Origin of the sequence: Amycolatopsis pittospori (assembly GCF_013870525.1) — a bacterium.
Taxonomy (GTDB): domain Bacteria; phylum Actinomycetota; class Actinomycetes; order Mycobacteriales; family Pseudonocardiaceae; genus Amycolatopsis; species Amycolatopsis pittospori.
Genome location: NZ_JACBXD010000008.1, coordinates 1 through 15,336, shown reverse-complemented (window position 1 = coordinate 15,336; position 15,336 = coordinate 1). Strand labels below are relative to the sequence as shown.

The window sequence follows — 15,336 nt, the reverse complement described above, 5'->3', positions numbered from 1 at the left end:
CGCGGAGCCGCTCGATACCTCTCCAAGCTGCCTCCCGCGACTCGACAGGACAAGTGAAAAGATCTACACCGACGTTAAGCGGTCCTACACGTTCCGAAAGGTCACGGTCGTGGCCGCCGGAGAGGCGACCACGACCGGCTTGCGAGGAGATCAGTACTCGCCCGGTTGCTCGCAAGGCGGAACAAGGGCCTGCTCACATTTCGCGGTCGCGCATGATCCACCTCCCTTTCGACTGGCGCACCGGTGGGGAACGGGCGCGTTCTCGCACAGTTTGGGGGCTGACTTTCCTCATCCGCACACCCGGTGGCCGTCTTGTGACCCATGTAATGGGAAGGTTGTCGCACGCGGAGCCATTCCGCCCAGCGGCGAATCGGCAGATGGCCCTGCCAGGCGCCGTACCCTTGTGGCACGATCTGCCGCGAAGCAGGGAAGAAAGGTGCTTCTGGTGACCGAGAATTCCGGCTCGGCCAGATCCGGGGAAACCGGGAAAGCACGGGCGGAACCGCGACCGGTTTCGACGGCCGCCTTGCAGTTCGGGCGCGCCCTGCGACAACGGCGCCAGGCCAAAGGGCTGGCACTGCGCGAACTCCAGAAACTCGCCTATGTCGACAAGAGCCTCATCAGCCGGGTCGAACGCGGGCTCACCCCGCCGAGTGTGGAATTCGCCGAAGCCTGCGATCGCGCGCTGGAGGCGGGCGGCACGCTGGTCGTGCTCGCCGAAGCCGCCCGCGCGGAACCGTATGTTCACCTTCCGCCACCGCCGAGCCATTTCGTCGGCCGCGAGGAACACTTCACGCTGCTCGACGAAACGGTGTTCACGGGACCGGCCAAAGTGGTCTTCGTGGCGGGACCGCCCGGGGTCGGGAAGACCGCGCTCGTCCTGAAATGGGCGAACCGGCGGCAAGAGGAGTTCGACGGCGTCCTCTGGTCGGATCTGCGCGGTTACGCGGCGGGCTCCCCCGCGCAGCCCGCGGACATCCTCGATGATCTCCTCCGCTGTGTCGGAGTCCGCCCCGACCGCATCCCCGCCGAGGAGCACATGCGACTCGCGCTGCTGCGCGGCCTGCTTCGCGGACAGCGCACGCTCGTCGTCCTGGACAACGCGCTCGACTCGCATCAGGTGCGCCCGGTACTGCCCGGCACTCCGGACACCACCGTGCTGATCACCAGCAGGCGGCGGCTCTCCGGACTGGTCGTCGGCAGCGGCGCGGTCCAGGTTTCGTTGGAGCCACTGGAAGATCTCGAAGCGACGCGGCTCATGGCCGACCTCATCGGCGCCGACCGCGCGGCAGGTGATCCCGAAGGTGTCGGCCGGCTGGTGCGGTTGTGCGCGGCGCTGCCGCTGGCCGTGAACATCGCCGCCGAACGGGTCGCCACGCATCCTCATCAGAGCGTCGGCGAACTCGCCCGCGAACTCGTCGCCGAGGGACGGCGGCTGGAACTGCTCGCCGTCGACGACGACGCCGTCGGGGTCCGGGCCGCCTTCAGCTGGTCCTACCGAGCGCTCGACGCCGACACCGCCCGCATGTTCCGGCTGCTCGGTGTCCACCCGGGTCCGCGATTCACCTCAGGCGCCGCCGCCGCGCTCGCCGGACTGCCCGAACACGACGCGCGGCGCCTTGTCGACAAACTCGTCCAGGCCCATCTCGTCCAGCAGGTCGGCGCGCGGTACTACCGCTTCCACGATCTGCTCCGCGTCTACGCCGCCGAAGAGGCGGCCACCGAGCAATGGCGGGACGAACGGCAGGCCGCGGTCTCCCGGCTGACGCACTGGTATCTCTACGCCGCCAACGCGGCGAGCTGGAGGCTGACCCCGGCGCGCGATCACCACGTCGACCTCGGCCCGGCTCCCGAAGGCGTCGAGCCGCTGCGGTTCGAGACGTTCGACGACGCCTACATCTGGTGCGCGGAGGAGATGCCGAGCATCACCGGCGTCGCGCGGCTGGCACTGGACCACGGCCTGTACGAGATCGGCTGGCGGCTGCCGGTGGAGATGTTCGACTACCACCTGCTCGGTCGTCCTTGGCAGACCTGGATCTCCAGCCACGACGTCGCGATCGAGTCCGCGAAGGCGGGCGGCGACCTCGGCGGGCTGGCGTGGTCGGCGATCAACCTCGCGGAGGCGCATCGTCGGCGCGGCGATCTCGACCGGGCGCACGAACTGTTCGGTCAGGCCGTCGACCTCGCCGAGGAGATCGGCGAGAACCCGAGTCTCGGCTGGGCGCTGGTGGGACTCGGCAACATCGCGCACGAGCGGGAGGACTACGCCGGTGCCGTCCGGCTGATCGGCGACGGCGTCGACGTGTGCGCGCGGATCGGTTACCAGCTCGGCGAAGCGACCGCGCGGGTCCACCTCGGCCGCGCCTACCGGGACCTCGGCGAACACGACCTCGCCCTCGACCACGGCCGCCGCGCCCTCGACGTCTACGCGAAGGACGCCGACCAGCACGGCATGGGCTTCGCGCTGGTGCCGCTCGCCCGGACCTGCCGCCGCTTCGGCGACCTCGACCAGGCACTCGGTTACTGCGACCAGGCACTGACCGCGTACCGGAACTGCGGCGACGTCTGGGGACAGGCCGACGCGCTCGACGAACGCGGCTGCGCGCTGGCCGAACAAGGCCATGCCAAAGACGCGCTGGAGGTGTGGCGCGACGCGCTGCAGCTCGTCATGGACCTCGACGACCGGAAGGCGAGCGTGCTGCGGGGCCGGATCGAAGGCGCTGTCTAGAGCGGTGACGCGAGGCCGCACTCGCGTGCTCGGACTCGGATCTCGCGTGCTCAAACCCGGATCACGCGAGTCACGTGTCCGCGCACGCGTGTCACGCCTTCGCCGTCCCCCTCAGGACAGCTTCACCGGCAGGTTGTGCAGACCGCGGGTGATCGCGCTCGGCCACCACACGAGCCTGTCCTCCGGCACGGTCAGCGTCATCGACGGCGCGCGGTCGAACAGCGTCTCCAGCGCCGCGGACGCCTGCATCCGCGCGAGTGCGGCGCCGATGCAGATATGCGGTCCGACGCCGAACGCCACATGCCGCACCGGGCGTTCGCCGGGCCGGAAGGCGAGCGGGTCCGGGTGGACCTCGGGGTCGCGATTGGCCGCCAGCAACGACAACAGGATCGGGTCGCCCGCCTCCATCCGCTGCCCCGCGAGTTCCATCGGCTCGGTGACGAAACGCCAGCTCGTGTTCTGGAGCGGGGTGTCGCGGCGCAGGACCTCCTCGATGACGAGCGTCAGATGCGCGCCGTCGGCGCGGGCACGGGCCGCCTCCTCCGGATGCGTGATGAGGGTCAGCGCGGTGGACGCGATGAGGCTGATCGTCGTCTCGTGCCCGGCGATCAGCGAAAGGAACGCCGTCGCCGCGACCTCTTGATCGGTCAGTTTCCCGTCGGCCTCCTGCGTGAGCAGGTCGCTGATCAGGTCCGCGCCGGGTTCGGTGCGTTTCCGCGCGACGACGTCGGCGAGCAGTTCGTCCAGCTCGTCGGTCGCCTTCAGCATCGACGCCATGTCGGTGACGTCGCCGGCGGCGACCACCAGCGCGGGCGGGCGGACCTCGTCCAGGAGTGTGTCCGGGATGCCGATCAGTTCGCAGATCGAACGGATCCCCAACGGGTAGGCGAAATCCTCTACGAGATCGCCCTCGCCGCGTTCCAGGATCGGGTCGAGCAGTTCGTTCGCCAGCCGGTGCGTGCGGTCGCGCATATGGTGCAGCCGCCGCGGCCCGAACGCGCCGGCACACGCCTTGCGCAGCCGTGCGTGCTCATCGCCCTCGACGTTGTTCATATGCCCGATGAGCGTCGGCCGGTGGTCGGCGGGGAGCCCGAGATTGGCCTTGCGCCAGTGTTCGGAGGCCACGGACGGGCATTTGGACAGCCTCGGGTCGGCCATCGCCGAAACGACGTCCGCGTGCCGGGTCAGCAACCACGTCCAGGTGTCGCCGGGCAACGGAAGCCGGAAGGCGGGCGCGTTCGCACGCAGCCATTCGTAAGCAGGAGAAGGATTCCGGTCGAATTCCGGACCGAACATGACCGGGCCCGCTTCGGCGTCGTATGCGGCTTCTGGCATACGAGTCACCCTGCCAGCTTGTGGCGGTATCGCGTCCGGCGAACGCAGGCATTGGCCTGTCTCACGCGATCGTCAACGCGGTCCCCCTGTCACCCTCTTGTGGTGACCAGCAAGATCGAGGCGGGTGCGGTGCGTAACGGATGGAGGTGGCCGTCGTCAGCGAGTTCGGGCTACGGAACGAACCGAAGACCGGCATGCACGACCGCGATGCGGGCACTGAGCAGCAGGCCGGACCGCTTCGCGGGTTCGCCGACACCGTCGGTCTGGCCGCCGCCCGGGTCTGGCGGCTCCGAAGCCGTGCCTGGAACACGCTCCGGCATCCGGCGGGCTGGGAACTGTGGCGGCTGCCGCCCGCGGCCATCGTCTGGATGCTCGGCGCCGAGATCGCCGTCGCGGGCTGGGCGCTCTACAGCGGCTTCAAGGCCTCCGCGACGACCACGGACCTCGTCCGCTTCGCCGTCATCGCCGGCTGCGCCATCTGGTACCTCATCCAGACCCAGCACCCCGAAGAACAGCGCCGCGCCGACGACCGCCGCGGTGAGCACATCGACCAGACCGCGGTCTGGCTGGGCAGCGCGGCCGTCCTGCTGCCGCCCACGTTGTCGCTCGCACTGCTGCTGATGGTGCGCGTGCAGCGCTACTCCATCGCGCACAAGGCGATGACGACGTTCCTCTTCACCACCGCCGCGCACGCGGCGTCCATCCTCGGCGTGCACACGATCACCGAACTGACGTCACTGCACACCTGGCTCGAATCGGGCATGCTCCCCCAGCAGGCGGGCGACATCGTGTTCGCCGCCGTCGCACTGGTGGGCGCCGCGCTCTGGTACTTCGCGTCGCAGACGCTCCTGATCAGCATCGCGCGCGGCCTGGCCTGGGGCGGCTGGCGACGCCAGAAGCTGATCGGCAGCTGGGCCGACAACGCCGACTTCGTCTACGCGCTCCAGCTCGCCGCGTGCACCACGATCCTCGGCGCGGTCAACATCGCGCTCGTGCCGCTGGTGATGATCGGCGTCGCGCTCCGTTCGACGCGGCTCTCGCAGGCCCTCGCGGACACGATCGCGCGCAGCCAGCGCGACCGGAAGACCGGTCTGCTGACCGAGGACTCGTTCCACGCCCCGGCGGCCCTCCGGCTGCTCGAAGACCAGACCGACGAGCGGCCGACGGCGTTCCTGATGCTGGACCTCGACCACTTCAAGCAGTGGAACGACAAGTACGGGCACTCCGGCGGTGACATCGTGCTCGGCTGCGTCAGCGCGGTGCTGCGCCAGAACACGCGCGCCTCCGACGTCGTCGGCCGGTGGGGCGGCGAGGAGTTCGCCGTCCTGCTGCCGGACACCACTCGCGACGAGGCCCTGCGGGTCGCAGAACGGATCCGGTCGGCGGTCGCCGCGACGGCGATCACCGGGCTGACGGAACTCGCCAGCGGTCACGCCACCAACGAACCCCGCGCCGTGGGGCCGATCCACGGCTGCACGGTGTCGATCGGGGTCGGACTCTCGCCGGAGCACTCGACGGACTACGGCGAGCTCTTCCGTGCCGCGGACTCGGCGATGTACGAGGCCAAGCGGGGTGGGCGGAATCGGGTGGTACTGGCTCCGGTCCTCGCTTCGGCGCCTGAGCCTCCCGCGCCGCGGGCACCCACTTCGCCGCTGAGCCGGGCCGGGGACTCACGCCGAGAGTGGTGATCGCATTTAGTCCTCTGAATGCGGCTCCGAACACCGATGTCACGTATGAGACGGTTCCGTCCCATACGTGACATTCGGGGCACCTCCGAAGGCCCGCGTCAGCGGCGGGTCACGAGGCGGGTCTCGAGCAGGTCGTCGACCACGCGGGTCTCGACGCCGGCGCGCCGTTCGAACGCCGATCCGCGCAGCGGCCACAGCGCGACCAGCACGATCCCCACCGCGGACAGCGCGGCCAGCACCAGCGCGGCGACGAACTGGGCGGCGCCGGCGGTCGCGGTGCTGAGCACGGCGAAGCCGATCAGCACGATCACCGTCGGCAGGACGGCGGCCACCGCCACGAGCCAGGCGGGTGTGCGGCGGAGGTCGCGGCGCCGGGTGGTGAGCCAGGCGGCGAGGAGGCAGGCGAACGACGCGCCCAGCAGGCAGGCACCGGCGGTGTCGGACAGGCGGTGCCAGCCGAGGGCGATGGTCGACGACGCGACCCAGGCGACCACGACGCCGCCCAGCCCGATCATCACCGGGCGGAATCGTTGGGGCAGAACGAAAGCGGCCGCCATCAGGATCGCCATGGCGGCACTGACGTGCCCACTGGGGAAGCTGTTGTGGCCGGGTCCGTAACCGCCGTCGGGCAGTTCCGGACGTTCGAGCACGTACAGCTTGAGCAACTGCGCGGTGACGAGCGGGAGTACGAGGACGCTCAGTGCGGGGATCAGCAGACCGGGTTTCCGGCGGAGCAGGGCGAGGACGACCAGTGCCACCGCGGCCGCGCCGATCACCAGCACCATGTCCTGGTCCCGCAACGGGCCAGCCCAGTCCATTGTGGACCATCGGCCGGACTGCGCGCTGCGGACGACGCCGTTCTCCGCGAGCTGGCCCGCCGACGTGTGCACGAAGAGCACGAAGGTCACGGCGAACGCGACGGCCAGCCCCAGTCCGGTGGAGAGCTGGAACACGGCCCGGGACAGGGTGAGCCGGGTCTCGGCGTGCCGTCCGGGCGACGGGCGGTGGGCGGGGGTCTGCTTCGCTTCGGGGGTGAGTACGGCCATGCATCTCACTGTCCCGGCGCCGTTTAGCCAAGAGGTCCGGACAATGTCATGGTTCTGCTACAAGATCGAGCCGAGTCGCACTCGCGCCGTGACATCCGAATAATGGCGGCGTGGCAAGTGTCCTTTTGATCGAAGACGACGCGTCCGTGCGAGAGGGGCTGGAACTCGCTCTGCGCCGCCAGGCGCACACCGTCCACACCGCCGAAAGCGGTGAGCTCGGCCTGGAGAAACTGCGGGTGTACCAGCCCGACATCGTCGTGCTGGACCTCATGCTGCCCGGAATCGACGGCTTCGAGACCTGCCGTCGCATCCGCGCCGCCGGCGAGGTCCCGATCATCATGCTCACCGCCCGCAGCGACGACTTCGACATCGTGGCCGGCCTGGAGGCGGGCGCCGACGACTACGTGACCAAGCCGATCGAACCCCGGGTGCTCGACGCCCGGATCCGCGCCGTCCTGCGCCGCGCGGTGAGCGAGAAGCCCGCGAACGCCGACGACGACGCCGCCGCCGAACGGCACGGCGGGCTGGTCATCGACCGGGCCGGGCTGGTGGTCACGAAGAACGGCGAGCCGGTTTCGCTCACCCCGACGGAGCTGAAGCTGCTGCTGGAACTGTCGCGCACGCCCGGGCAGGTCTACAGCCGTCAGCAGATCCTCTCCGCCGTCTGGGATCACGACTACCTCGGCGACTCCCGGCTGGTCGACGCCTGTGTCCAGCGGTTACGCGCGAAGATCGAAGACGTGCCCGCGAAACCCGACCACGTCCAGACCGTCCGCGGCTTCGGGTACCGGTTCGGCCGTTCATGAGGGTCCTCTCCGGCCTGCGGCCCCGGCTCATCCTGGCCTTCGCGGCGATGACGCTCATCGGGGCGGCCGCCGCGGCCGGGGCCAGCTACGTCTCGGCCAGGAACGCCATTCTCGGGGCCGTCCAGGACGCGGCGATGAACCAGCTCAAGGACCGGGTCGCCGCGTACGGTCGCCCGCTGTCCACACCGCCGACCCAGGAACAGCTCAACGACTTCGCCGGCAGCCTGCGGTTGAACGCGGTCGCGGTCTACCGGAGCATGCGGTCGGTCAACGGTCCGGATCTGACCACGTTCTCCACCGAACTGAGGGAGACGGTCTCCACCGACAACCGGATCCAGTTCCAGCGCCTGGACCGCGACGCCGTCCCCGAACTCCTGGTCGGCATGCCGGTGCTGTCGCGGCAGCCGGACGGGTCGATGGGACCCAGCGGGCTCCAGGTCTACTCGCTCACCTCACTCGCCCAGCAGCAACAGGCCATCGAAGAACTCGCGAAGTACGCCTGGCAGATGGCGGCGCTCGCCCTGCCGCTCGCCGCCGCGCTCGCCCTGCTGGCGGCCAGACAGGTGCTGCGGCCGGTGCGCGCGCTCAACACCGCGGCGGCCCAGCTCGGCGAGGGGAGACTCGACGTCCGGCTGCCCGCCAAGGGGTCGGACGAGCTGGCCGAACTGGTCACGACCTTCAACAACACGGCCGCCGAGCTGGAGCGGACGGTCGGCGAGCTTCGGTCGATGGAGGCCGACGCCCGCCGGTTCGTGGCCGACGTCTCCCATGAACTGCGTACCCCGCTCGCGGCGATGAACGCGGTCACCGACGTCCTGGACGAGGACGCGGAGGCCCTGCCGCCGGACACCGCGGTCGCGGCGCGGCTGGTCTCCGGAGAGACCCGCAGGCTGACGCGGCTGGTTCAGGATCTGGTCGAGATCTCCCGGTTCGACGCGGGCCGCGCCGAACTCGTCCTCGACGAATGGGATCTCGCGACGGCGATCCGCGACAGCCTCGACGCCCGGGGCTGGCGGGACGGCGAAGACCTGGTGACCGACCTGCCGGAAGGCGTCATCGCCCGGGTCGACCGGCGGCGGCTCGACCTGATCGTGGCCAACCTCGTCGGCAACGCGTTCCGGCACGGGTCCGGCCCGGTCGAGGTCCGCCTGCGCACCCACGACGACGGTGTCACCCTGGAGGTCGACGACCACGGTCCCGGGATCGACCCCGAGGTCCTGCCGCATGTGTTCGACCGGTTCACCAAGGCGGACACCTCCCGCGCCCGGTCCGAAGGCAGCGGCCTGGGCCTGGCGATCGCGCTGGAGAACGCCCGGCTGCACGGCGGCGACATCACCGCGGCCAACACCGGCCACGGCGCACGGTTCGTCCTGCGCATCCCGAACCGGGCAGAGGGGGTGACCCGATGAGGAAGGCGCGCGTTCTCGCGATCCTGGCGGCCGCGACGCTGGTGACCGCCTGCGGCGTGCAGCCGACCGGCGTCATCCCGGCCGGACCCGGACCGTCGATCCGCCCGACCACGGGGACGACCGTCATGGGTGGCGTGACCCTGTATTTCGTCTCCGAGGGGCGCGTCATCCCGGTGACCCGGCCGACGGAAGGGTTCATCTCCCCCGAAGGCGCACTCATGCTGCTTCTCAAGGGACCGAGCGAGGAAGAGGCCGCGCAGGGGCTGACGACGTTCGTGCCGCCCGAAGTGAGCGGCATCGCGGTTTCTTCGGGCGATCCGGGCTATATCTCCCTGCCGTTCAGCGCGCGGAAATTGTCCGGGCAAGCCGTCAACCAGCTGGTTTGTACCGCGATTTCAGCGTCGACGGCGATGGGGCGGGCTCCGCGCGTCCCGGGGATGACCGTGATCTCACCGGACGGTGAGGCACAGTTCCAGGCCTGCAAATCCGGCTGAACCGATCACTCACAGTGCTCACATAAAAGCACTTCTTGTGTCTGTACGGACGTGAGCCCACTTCGGTTCAACGATCAAGGTAACTGTGGGCGACAACACTCGGGCGTGACTTTGCCGTGTCCATTTCGTAATGTTGCCCGGAGCTCGCGGCCCCCGACGCGAGTTCCCGTCCCCGAAGTGGTGAGTGATCAGAGAAATGGCCGGCAGACATCGCAAGACCAACGCTCCGAAGTGGAAGCTCCCCGCGGGTATCGCGGCAGCGGTCGCCACGGCGCTCCCGGCGTCGATGTGGCTGACCACCGCGGGTTCCCCCGACGTCGAAGCGGCCAGTGCCGCGCTCTCGCTGCAGACTCCCCCGATCTCCAGCGTGACTCCCCCGCCGTCGACCAGCAGCACCCCGCCTTCCAGCACGACGACCCCACCCCCGTCGACCACCGCGGCTCCCCCGAAGCCGACGACGTCGACCAAGGCCCCCGCCCCGGTCAAGAAGACCGTGCCGGCCGCGACGGCCTCCTGTTCGACCAGCCTCTCCGGCACCAAGCCCCATGTGGCACAGGTCGGCAATCACATCAAGGCGAAGTTCGGTGTCAAGAACATCGGCGGCGTCGCCGGCCGTGCGAACGCCAGCGACCACCCCTCCGGCCTCGCGCTGGACTTCATGGTGGACACCGCCACCGGCAACGCCATCGCCGACTACATCCTGGCCAACCAGAAGGACTTCGGCGTCACGTACGTCATCTGGCGCCAGCGCTACAACGACGGCAGCGGCTGGGACACCATGGAGGACCGCGGCGGCGCGACCGCCAACCACATGGACCACGTCCACGTGTCGTTCTCCAAGAGCGCCAAGGTCAACGTCAGCTGCTGACGGTTCCTAACGACGCCGGGCGGACCGCTCGCCGGGCTGGACGACGGGTCGGCCGACGACCTCTTCCACGCCCTTGACGGCGAGCCGGTCCGCTCGCTCGTTCTCCGGGTGCCCCGCGTGCCCCTTGACCCAGTGCCATTCGACGTCGTGCCGCGAAGCGGCCTCGTCGAGACGGCGCCACAGGTCCGCGTTCTTGACCGGCGTCTTCGCCGAGGTCATCCAGCCGTTGTTCTTCCAGTTCCGCACCCAGCTGGTGATGCCGTTCCGGACGTACGTGCTGTCGGTGTAGATGTTCACCGTGACCCGGCGCTTCAGGCTTTCCAGCGCCTCGATGGGCGCGGTCAGTTCCATCCGGTTGTTCGTGGTCGGCCCGAGTTCGCCGCCGTAGATCTCCTTCTCGACCGTGCCGTACCGCAGGACCGCGCCCCAGCCGCCGGGACCGGGATTCCCGCTGCACGCGCCGTCGGTGTAGATCTCGACCGAACCCGTTGAATCCACCACCGGGACACCCTAGCGACGGGGTCAGTCCGGTAGCAGCGGCACCCACGGCTGCTCGGCCTGCCCCAGGTGCACGGCTCTGGTGATGGACTTCGATCCGAAGCGGTCCCGGACGGTGTCGAGCGTCGAGTCCAGCGCGTCCCTCGGTTTCGCCTCGAACGGCAACGCCAGCTGGATCGCGTCGTCCTTCGACAGGTTGGTGAGCGCGAGGCCGATCAGGGTGAGCCCGCGTTCGTCGATCAGCGGTCTCGCCGCGGCGAGCAGATCTCGCGCGGCCGCGACGATCGTGCCGGTCTGTTCGGTCGCCTCCAGCAGGGTGTGCGAGCGCGTGGCCTTGGTGAAGTCGGCGAACCGCATCCGCAGCACGACGGTCCGGCACACCCGGTGCGCGGCGCGCAACCGCCGGGCGAGCCTGTCGGCCAGCGTCAGCAGCATAGCGTCGAGTTCGGCGGGTGACCGCGGTCTGCTGCCGAGCGCGCGCTGCGCCCCGATCGACCGGCGACGCCGGCCGGTCTGCACCCGCCGCGGATCGTCGTTGTGGGACAAGGCATGCAGGTGAACGCCGACACCGCGGCCGAGCATCCGCACGAGTTCCTTCTCGCCGAACCCCTCCATCTGCCCGACCGTCGTCACCCCGCGCTCGCGCAGCTTCCGCGCGGTCACCTTCCCGACGCCCCACAGTCGCTCGACCGGCAGCGGGTGCAGGAACTCCAGTTCGCCGTCGTGCGGGACGACGAGGAGGCCGTCGGGTTTCGCGACACCGCTGGCGACCTTCGCGAGGAACTTCGTCCTTGCGACGCCCACCGTGATCGGCAGACCGACCTGCTCCAGGATGTCCCGGCGCAGTTTCGCGGCGATCTGGCTCGGCGTGCCCGCGATCTTCAGCAGCCCACCGACGTCGAGGAAGGCCTCGTCGATCGAAATGCCCTCCACCAGCGGCGTCGTGTTGTCGAAGACCTCGAAGACGGCCTTGCTCGCCGCCGAATAGGCGTGCATCCGCGGCGGGACCACGATCGCGTGCGGGCACAGCCGCCGCGCCTGACCGCCGCCCATCGCCGTCCGCACGCCGTACGCCTTGGCCTCGTAACTGGCCGCCAGCACCACACCGCCGCCGACGATGACCGGCCGCCCGCGCAGGCTCGGGTCGTCCCGCTGCTCGACCGAGGCGTAGAACGAATCCAGGTCGGCGTGCAGGATGGGACCCTCGATCGTCATAGAACATATGTTCGCATCAAGCGGCCTACCAGCCAAGACCCGGTTCAGTCGAACGGCGGACCCGAACGCGCGATCCGGTGTTTGAGGACCTCGACGTCCCGGATCTCGGCCGTGAACGTGGGCGCGGGCGAGATCGCGCGCCAGGCGTCCAGCACCTCCTCCGACTCGAAGTGCTCGAAGATGTTCACCCGGCCCGCTTCGAGCGGATCCGGCGAGATCGACACGTCGAGACAGCCGGGATACACGCGCGCCCGCTCGACGATCACCTGATGGCCTTCGACGTACGGGTCCCGCACCTCCGGGTCCACGTACACCTTCCCCGCGACGATCACCGTCATCCGTGTCTCCTTCCGGTCGTTTCACCCGACCGACGAACGCACGCGACGGGAACCGACACGGGCGCGGACGAAATCCGTCACCGATCGTCCGCCCGCGAAGCACCAGATGGCGATCACCGGGTCGCAGATCGCGCAGCCGAACGAAGAGTGTTCCGCGAACGGGATGAGCGGAGCGCCTTTGAGGTGATGGACGACGTCCCAGCCGGTGTGCAGCAGCCAGGCGATCCCGATGAACGTCCACGATTCGAGGCCGCGGTAGGCCACGTAGGTCACGACGGCGATGAAGGCGAATTCCCAGCCACCGAGCGCGCCGCCGCTCAGATACGCGGCACCGGCGCCCGCGACCATGATCGCGTTGAAGCGGCGGCGATGCGGCTCGTGGATGAGCGACATCAGCACGACGTAGACGAGCCCGATCAGAATCGGCGCGATGATCATCATGGTTCGACGCTAGAACCCGGCCGCGTCCGCTCCCAGTGGCGTGAACGACGCCTTCCAACGGGATCCCGCCATCCTCGCGGTAGGTTCGCGGTCATGCACACCGTCGCCGTGCTCGCGCTGGACCAGGTGATCCCGTTCGACCTGTCCACGCCCATCGAGGTCTTCACCAGGACCCGGCTGCCGGACGGGAGCGCCGGCTACCGCGTCCTCATCTGCGCCGAACATCCGGACGTCGACGCCGGGCACTTCAGCCTGCGCGCGCCCTGGGGCCTGGAAGTGCTGTGCGAGGCCGACACGATCATCGTCCCGGGCACCGCGAAACCGGCCCAGCCGCTGCCGCCCGCCGTCCGCGACGCGCTCACTTCGGCCGCCGCGAAGGGAAAGCGGATCGCCTCGATCTGTTCCGGCACCTTCGTTCTCGCCGCCGCGGGCCTGCTCGACGGCCTCCGCGCCACCACGCATTGGGTCGCGGCCGAGGTACTCGCCGAGTCCTACCCGGAGATCGACGTCGACCCGGACGTCCTCTACGTCGACAACGGGCAGATCCTCACCTCCGCCGGCGCCGCCGCGGGGCTCGACCTGTGCCTGCACCTGATCCGCCACGACTACGGATCCGCCGTCGCGGCCGACGCGGCCCGCCTTTCGGTGATGCCGCTGGAACGGGAAGGCGGTCAGGCGCAATTCATCGCGCTTCAGCATCCGCCCGCACCGCGAGGAGCCGCGCTGGAGCCGACTTTGCTGTGGATGCAAGAGAATCTCGCCCACGACCTCAGCCTGGCGGATATCGCCGCCCGGGCCGGAACGAGTACGCGCACGCTGATCCGGCATTTCCGCGAACAGACCGGGACGACACCGTTGCAGTGGCTGCATCGGGCGCGTATCCGGCAGGCGCAACATCTTCTGGAGACCACTCAAGACGCCGTCGAGCGGATCGGCGCCGACGTCGGTTTCGGCTCCCCCACGTCGTTTCGCGACCGGTTCAAGCGGACGACCGGTGTCAGTCCGCTGACCTATCGTCGCGCTTTCCGTTGAGCGGCAGGAAGATCAGGCGGCGAGCGCAAGTTCGCGTTCTCCGGCGCGCACGCGGGCCTGCTCGGCGAAACGCCTTCGGGCGGCGACGACTCTGAGCCATCGTTCGGAGCGTTCGGCGTCCAGGTCGAAGGTGGCGCGGGCGAGCACCTCGGCGGCGTGCGCGGCGGAGTCGATCTCGGCGGCGGCACCGAGGTAGTCGCCCACCTCGATCAGTTTGTAGGCGTGGCGCATCTCGGTCTGCGCGGTCGAGTAGATGGCGTAGGCGGCCAGGTTGTTCGCCAGCGGCCCCAGTGAATGCGACATCGGATTCTCCGTTCCTCGTCTCTTACTCACACGTCGAACGGACTCGCCCCGGTTCGACACCGGCCCGGATATTTTTCGAACTTTTTCGGGGGTTGCGCAAAGTGGCCGCTTCACGACAGCCTGAGGCGCATGCCAGCACGGGCGGCGACGTTCCGCAGTGTCTTCGCGGTCGCCGAGTTCCGCCGGATCTGGCTCGCGCATCTGCTCTCGGTGGCCGGCGACCAGCTGGCCAGGGTCGCGCTCACGGTGCTGGTGTTCGACCGGACGGCGTCCGCGGGCTGGGCGTCGGCCGCGTACGCGCTGACTTTCGTGCCCGATCTTCTCGGCGGAGCGCTGGGCGGGATCGCCGACCGGTTCTCGCGCCGCACCGTGATGGTGGCGGCCGACGTCGGCCGCGCGGTCCTGATCGCGCTGATGGCGGTGCCCGGCCTGCCGCTGCCCGCCGCGGCCGCGCTGTTGTTCCTCGTGCAGCTGATGGCCGGTCCCTTCTACGCGGCGCGCCAGGCGATGCTGCCGGATCTGCTCGACCCGGACAGGCTGGTCGTCGGCCAGGCCGTCATCTCCTCGACGTATCAGGCCGGGCTCGTGGTCGGTTTCGGCGCGGGCGCCGCCGTCGTCACCGGCCTCGGCGTTCCCGGCGCGCTGCTGATCGACGCGGGAACGTTCGCGCTCTCGGCGGTCATGCTCCGCTTCGGGCTCAAGCGGTACCCGCCCGCGGCGCCGCGTCACCACGCGCGACCCTCCCTGATCGAGGGATGCCGCCTGGTCGCCCGTGACCGCAAGCTGCGCTGGCTGCTGCTCATCGCCTGCTGCTGTGGTTTCTACGTCGTGCCCGAAGGCCTCGCCGTCCCGGTCGCCGCCGAACTCGGCGGGGCGGGTGCCCTGCCGTGGCTCCTGGCCGCGAACCCGGTCGGTTCGGTGCTCGGCGGGATCCTGCTGAGCCGGATCCCCCGGGAACGGCAGGTCAAGGTCCTGGGCGCGCTGACCGTCGCGAGCAGCCTGGTGCTGATCCCGACCGGCTGGGCACCAGGCCTGGTCACGCTCGTAGTGCTGTGGACGATCTCGGGCGTGTTCTCCGCGCACGACATGATCACCCAGACGCAGTACAGCCTCGCCGCGCCCGCCGAACACCGAG

Annotated in this window: 15 protein-coding genes; 8 read left to right on the top strand and 7 right to left on the bottom strand. The window is 69.6% G+C overall.

Annotated features, from left to right (window positions below; translation table 11 throughout):
- The first annotated feature begins 445 nt into the window (after window positions 1–445).
- The gene (locus H5J31_RS06255) at window positions 446–2,728 is read left to right on the top strand and encodes an ATP-binding protein (RefSeq protein ID WP_328701393.1); all 2,283 of its coding nucleotides are present in this window, start codon (window positions 446–448) and stop codon (window positions 2,726–2,728) included.
- A gap of 111 nt (window positions 2,729–2,839) precedes the next feature.
- Here H5J31_RS06255 and H5J31_RS06250 read toward each other — a convergent pair whose 3' ends face one another.
- Window positions 2,840–4,063 (bottom strand): cytochrome P450 family protein, encoded by a 1,224-nt coding sequence (locus tag H5J31_RS06250; protein ID WP_181771502.1) that lies wholly within the window; start codon window positions 4,061–4,063, stop codon window positions 2,840–2,842.
- Window positions 4,064–4,203: 140 nt separating this feature from the next.
- Between H5J31_RS06250 and H5J31_RS06245 the strand changes: the two genes are divergently transcribed.
- Window positions 4,204–5,751, top strand: coding sequence for a GGDEF domain-containing protein (locus H5J31_RS06245; RefSeq protein ID WP_181771501.1), 1,548 nt, complete (start codon window positions 4,204–4,206; stop codon window positions 5,749–5,751).
- 98 nt (window positions 5,752–5,849) lie between these two features.
- Here the strand turns inward: H5J31_RS06245 and H5J31_RS06240 are convergent, their stop codons facing one another.
- Entirely contained in the window at window positions 5,850–6,797 is a 948-nt protein-coding gene (locus tag H5J31_RS06240; protein ID WP_181771500.1) for a phosphatase PAP2 family protein, read from the bottom strand.
- Between the two features lie 110 nt (window positions 6,798–6,907).
- On the opposite strand from H5J31_RS06240, the gene H5J31_RS06235 reads away from it, so the two are divergent.
- From H5J31_RS06235 to H5J31_RS06220, 4 genes are all read left to right on the top strand, one after another.
- Window positions 6,908–7,603 (top strand): response regulator, encoded by a 696-nt coding sequence (locus H5J31_RS06235; RefSeq protein WP_181771499.1) that lies wholly within the window; start codon window positions 6,908–6,910, stop codon window positions 7,601–7,603.
- Window positions 7,600–9,012 (top strand): sensor histidine kinase, encoded by a 1,413-nt coding sequence (locus H5J31_RS06230; protein WP_181771498.1) that lies wholly within the window; start codon window positions 7,600–7,602, stop codon window positions 9,010–9,012. Before H5J31_RS06235 ends, H5J31_RS06230 begins: the two co-directional genes overlap by 4 nt.
- Window positions 9,009–9,506, top strand: coding sequence for a GerMN domain-containing protein (locus H5J31_RS06225; RefSeq protein ID WP_181771497.1), 498 nt, complete (start codon window positions 9,009–9,011; stop codon window positions 9,504–9,506). The genes H5J31_RS06230 and H5J31_RS06225 overlap by 4 nt, the downstream gene beginning before the upstream one ends.
- A gap of 196 nt (window positions 9,507–9,702) precedes the next feature.
- Window positions 9,703–10,374 (top strand): hypothetical protein, encoded by a 672-nt coding sequence (locus H5J31_RS06220; RefSeq protein ID WP_181771496.1) that lies wholly within the window; start codon window positions 9,703–9,705, stop codon window positions 10,372–10,374.
- 6 nt (window positions 10,375–10,380) lie between these two features.
- Here H5J31_RS06220 and rnhA read toward each other — a convergent pair whose 3' ends face one another.
- From rnhA to H5J31_RS06200, 4 genes are read right to left on the bottom strand one after another with little or no spacing between them, the layout of a single operon-like run.
- Entirely contained in the window at window positions 10,381–10,875 is a 495-nt protein-coding gene (gene rnhA, locus H5J31_RS06215; RefSeq protein ID WP_328701392.1) for a ribonuclease HI, read from the bottom strand.
- Window positions 10,876–10,896: 21 nt separating this feature from the next.
- Window positions 10,897–12,087, bottom strand: coding sequence for a DNA polymerase IV (gene dinB / locus H5J31_RS06210; RefSeq protein ID WP_181771495.1), 1,191 nt, complete (start codon window positions 12,085–12,087; stop codon window positions 10,897–10,899).
- A gap of 44 nt (window positions 12,088–12,131) precedes the next feature.
- Window positions 12,132–12,425 (bottom strand): putative quinol monooxygenase, encoded by a 294-nt coding sequence (locus H5J31_RS06205; protein ID WP_181771494.1) that lies wholly within the window; start codon window positions 12,423–12,425, stop codon window positions 12,132–12,134.
- 21 nt (window positions 12,426–12,446) lie between these two features.
- Window positions 12,447–12,866: a DUF6010 family protein gene (locus H5J31_RS06200; protein ID WP_181771493.1), complete on the bottom strand. Its 420-nt coding sequence runs from the start codon at window positions 12,864–12,866 to the stop codon at window positions 12,447–12,449.
- A 93-nt stretch (window positions 12,867–12,959) separates the two neighbouring features.
- Between H5J31_RS06200 and H5J31_RS06195 the strand changes: the two genes are divergently transcribed.
- Window positions 12,960–13,898 (top strand): GlxA family transcriptional regulator, encoded by a 939-nt coding sequence (locus H5J31_RS06195; RefSeq protein ID WP_181771492.1) that lies wholly within the window; start codon window positions 12,960–12,962, stop codon window positions 13,896–13,898.
- Window positions 13,899–13,910: 12 nt separating this feature from the next.
- Here H5J31_RS06195 and H5J31_RS06190 read toward each other — a convergent pair whose 3' ends face one another.
- Window positions 13,911–14,201 carry a hypothetical protein gene (locus tag H5J31_RS06190; RefSeq protein ID WP_181771491.1) on the bottom strand — a complete coding sequence of 97 codons (291 nt, stop codon included), beginning with the start codon at window positions 14,199–14,201 and terminating at the stop codon, window positions 13,911–13,913.
- Window positions 14,202–14,330: 129 nt separating this feature from the next.
- Between H5J31_RS06190 and H5J31_RS06185 the strand changes: the two genes are divergently transcribed.
- Window positions 14,331–15,336 (top strand): MFS transporter (locus H5J31_RS06185; RefSeq protein ID WP_181771490.1); only part of this gene is annotated, 1,006 nt, incomplete at its 3' end.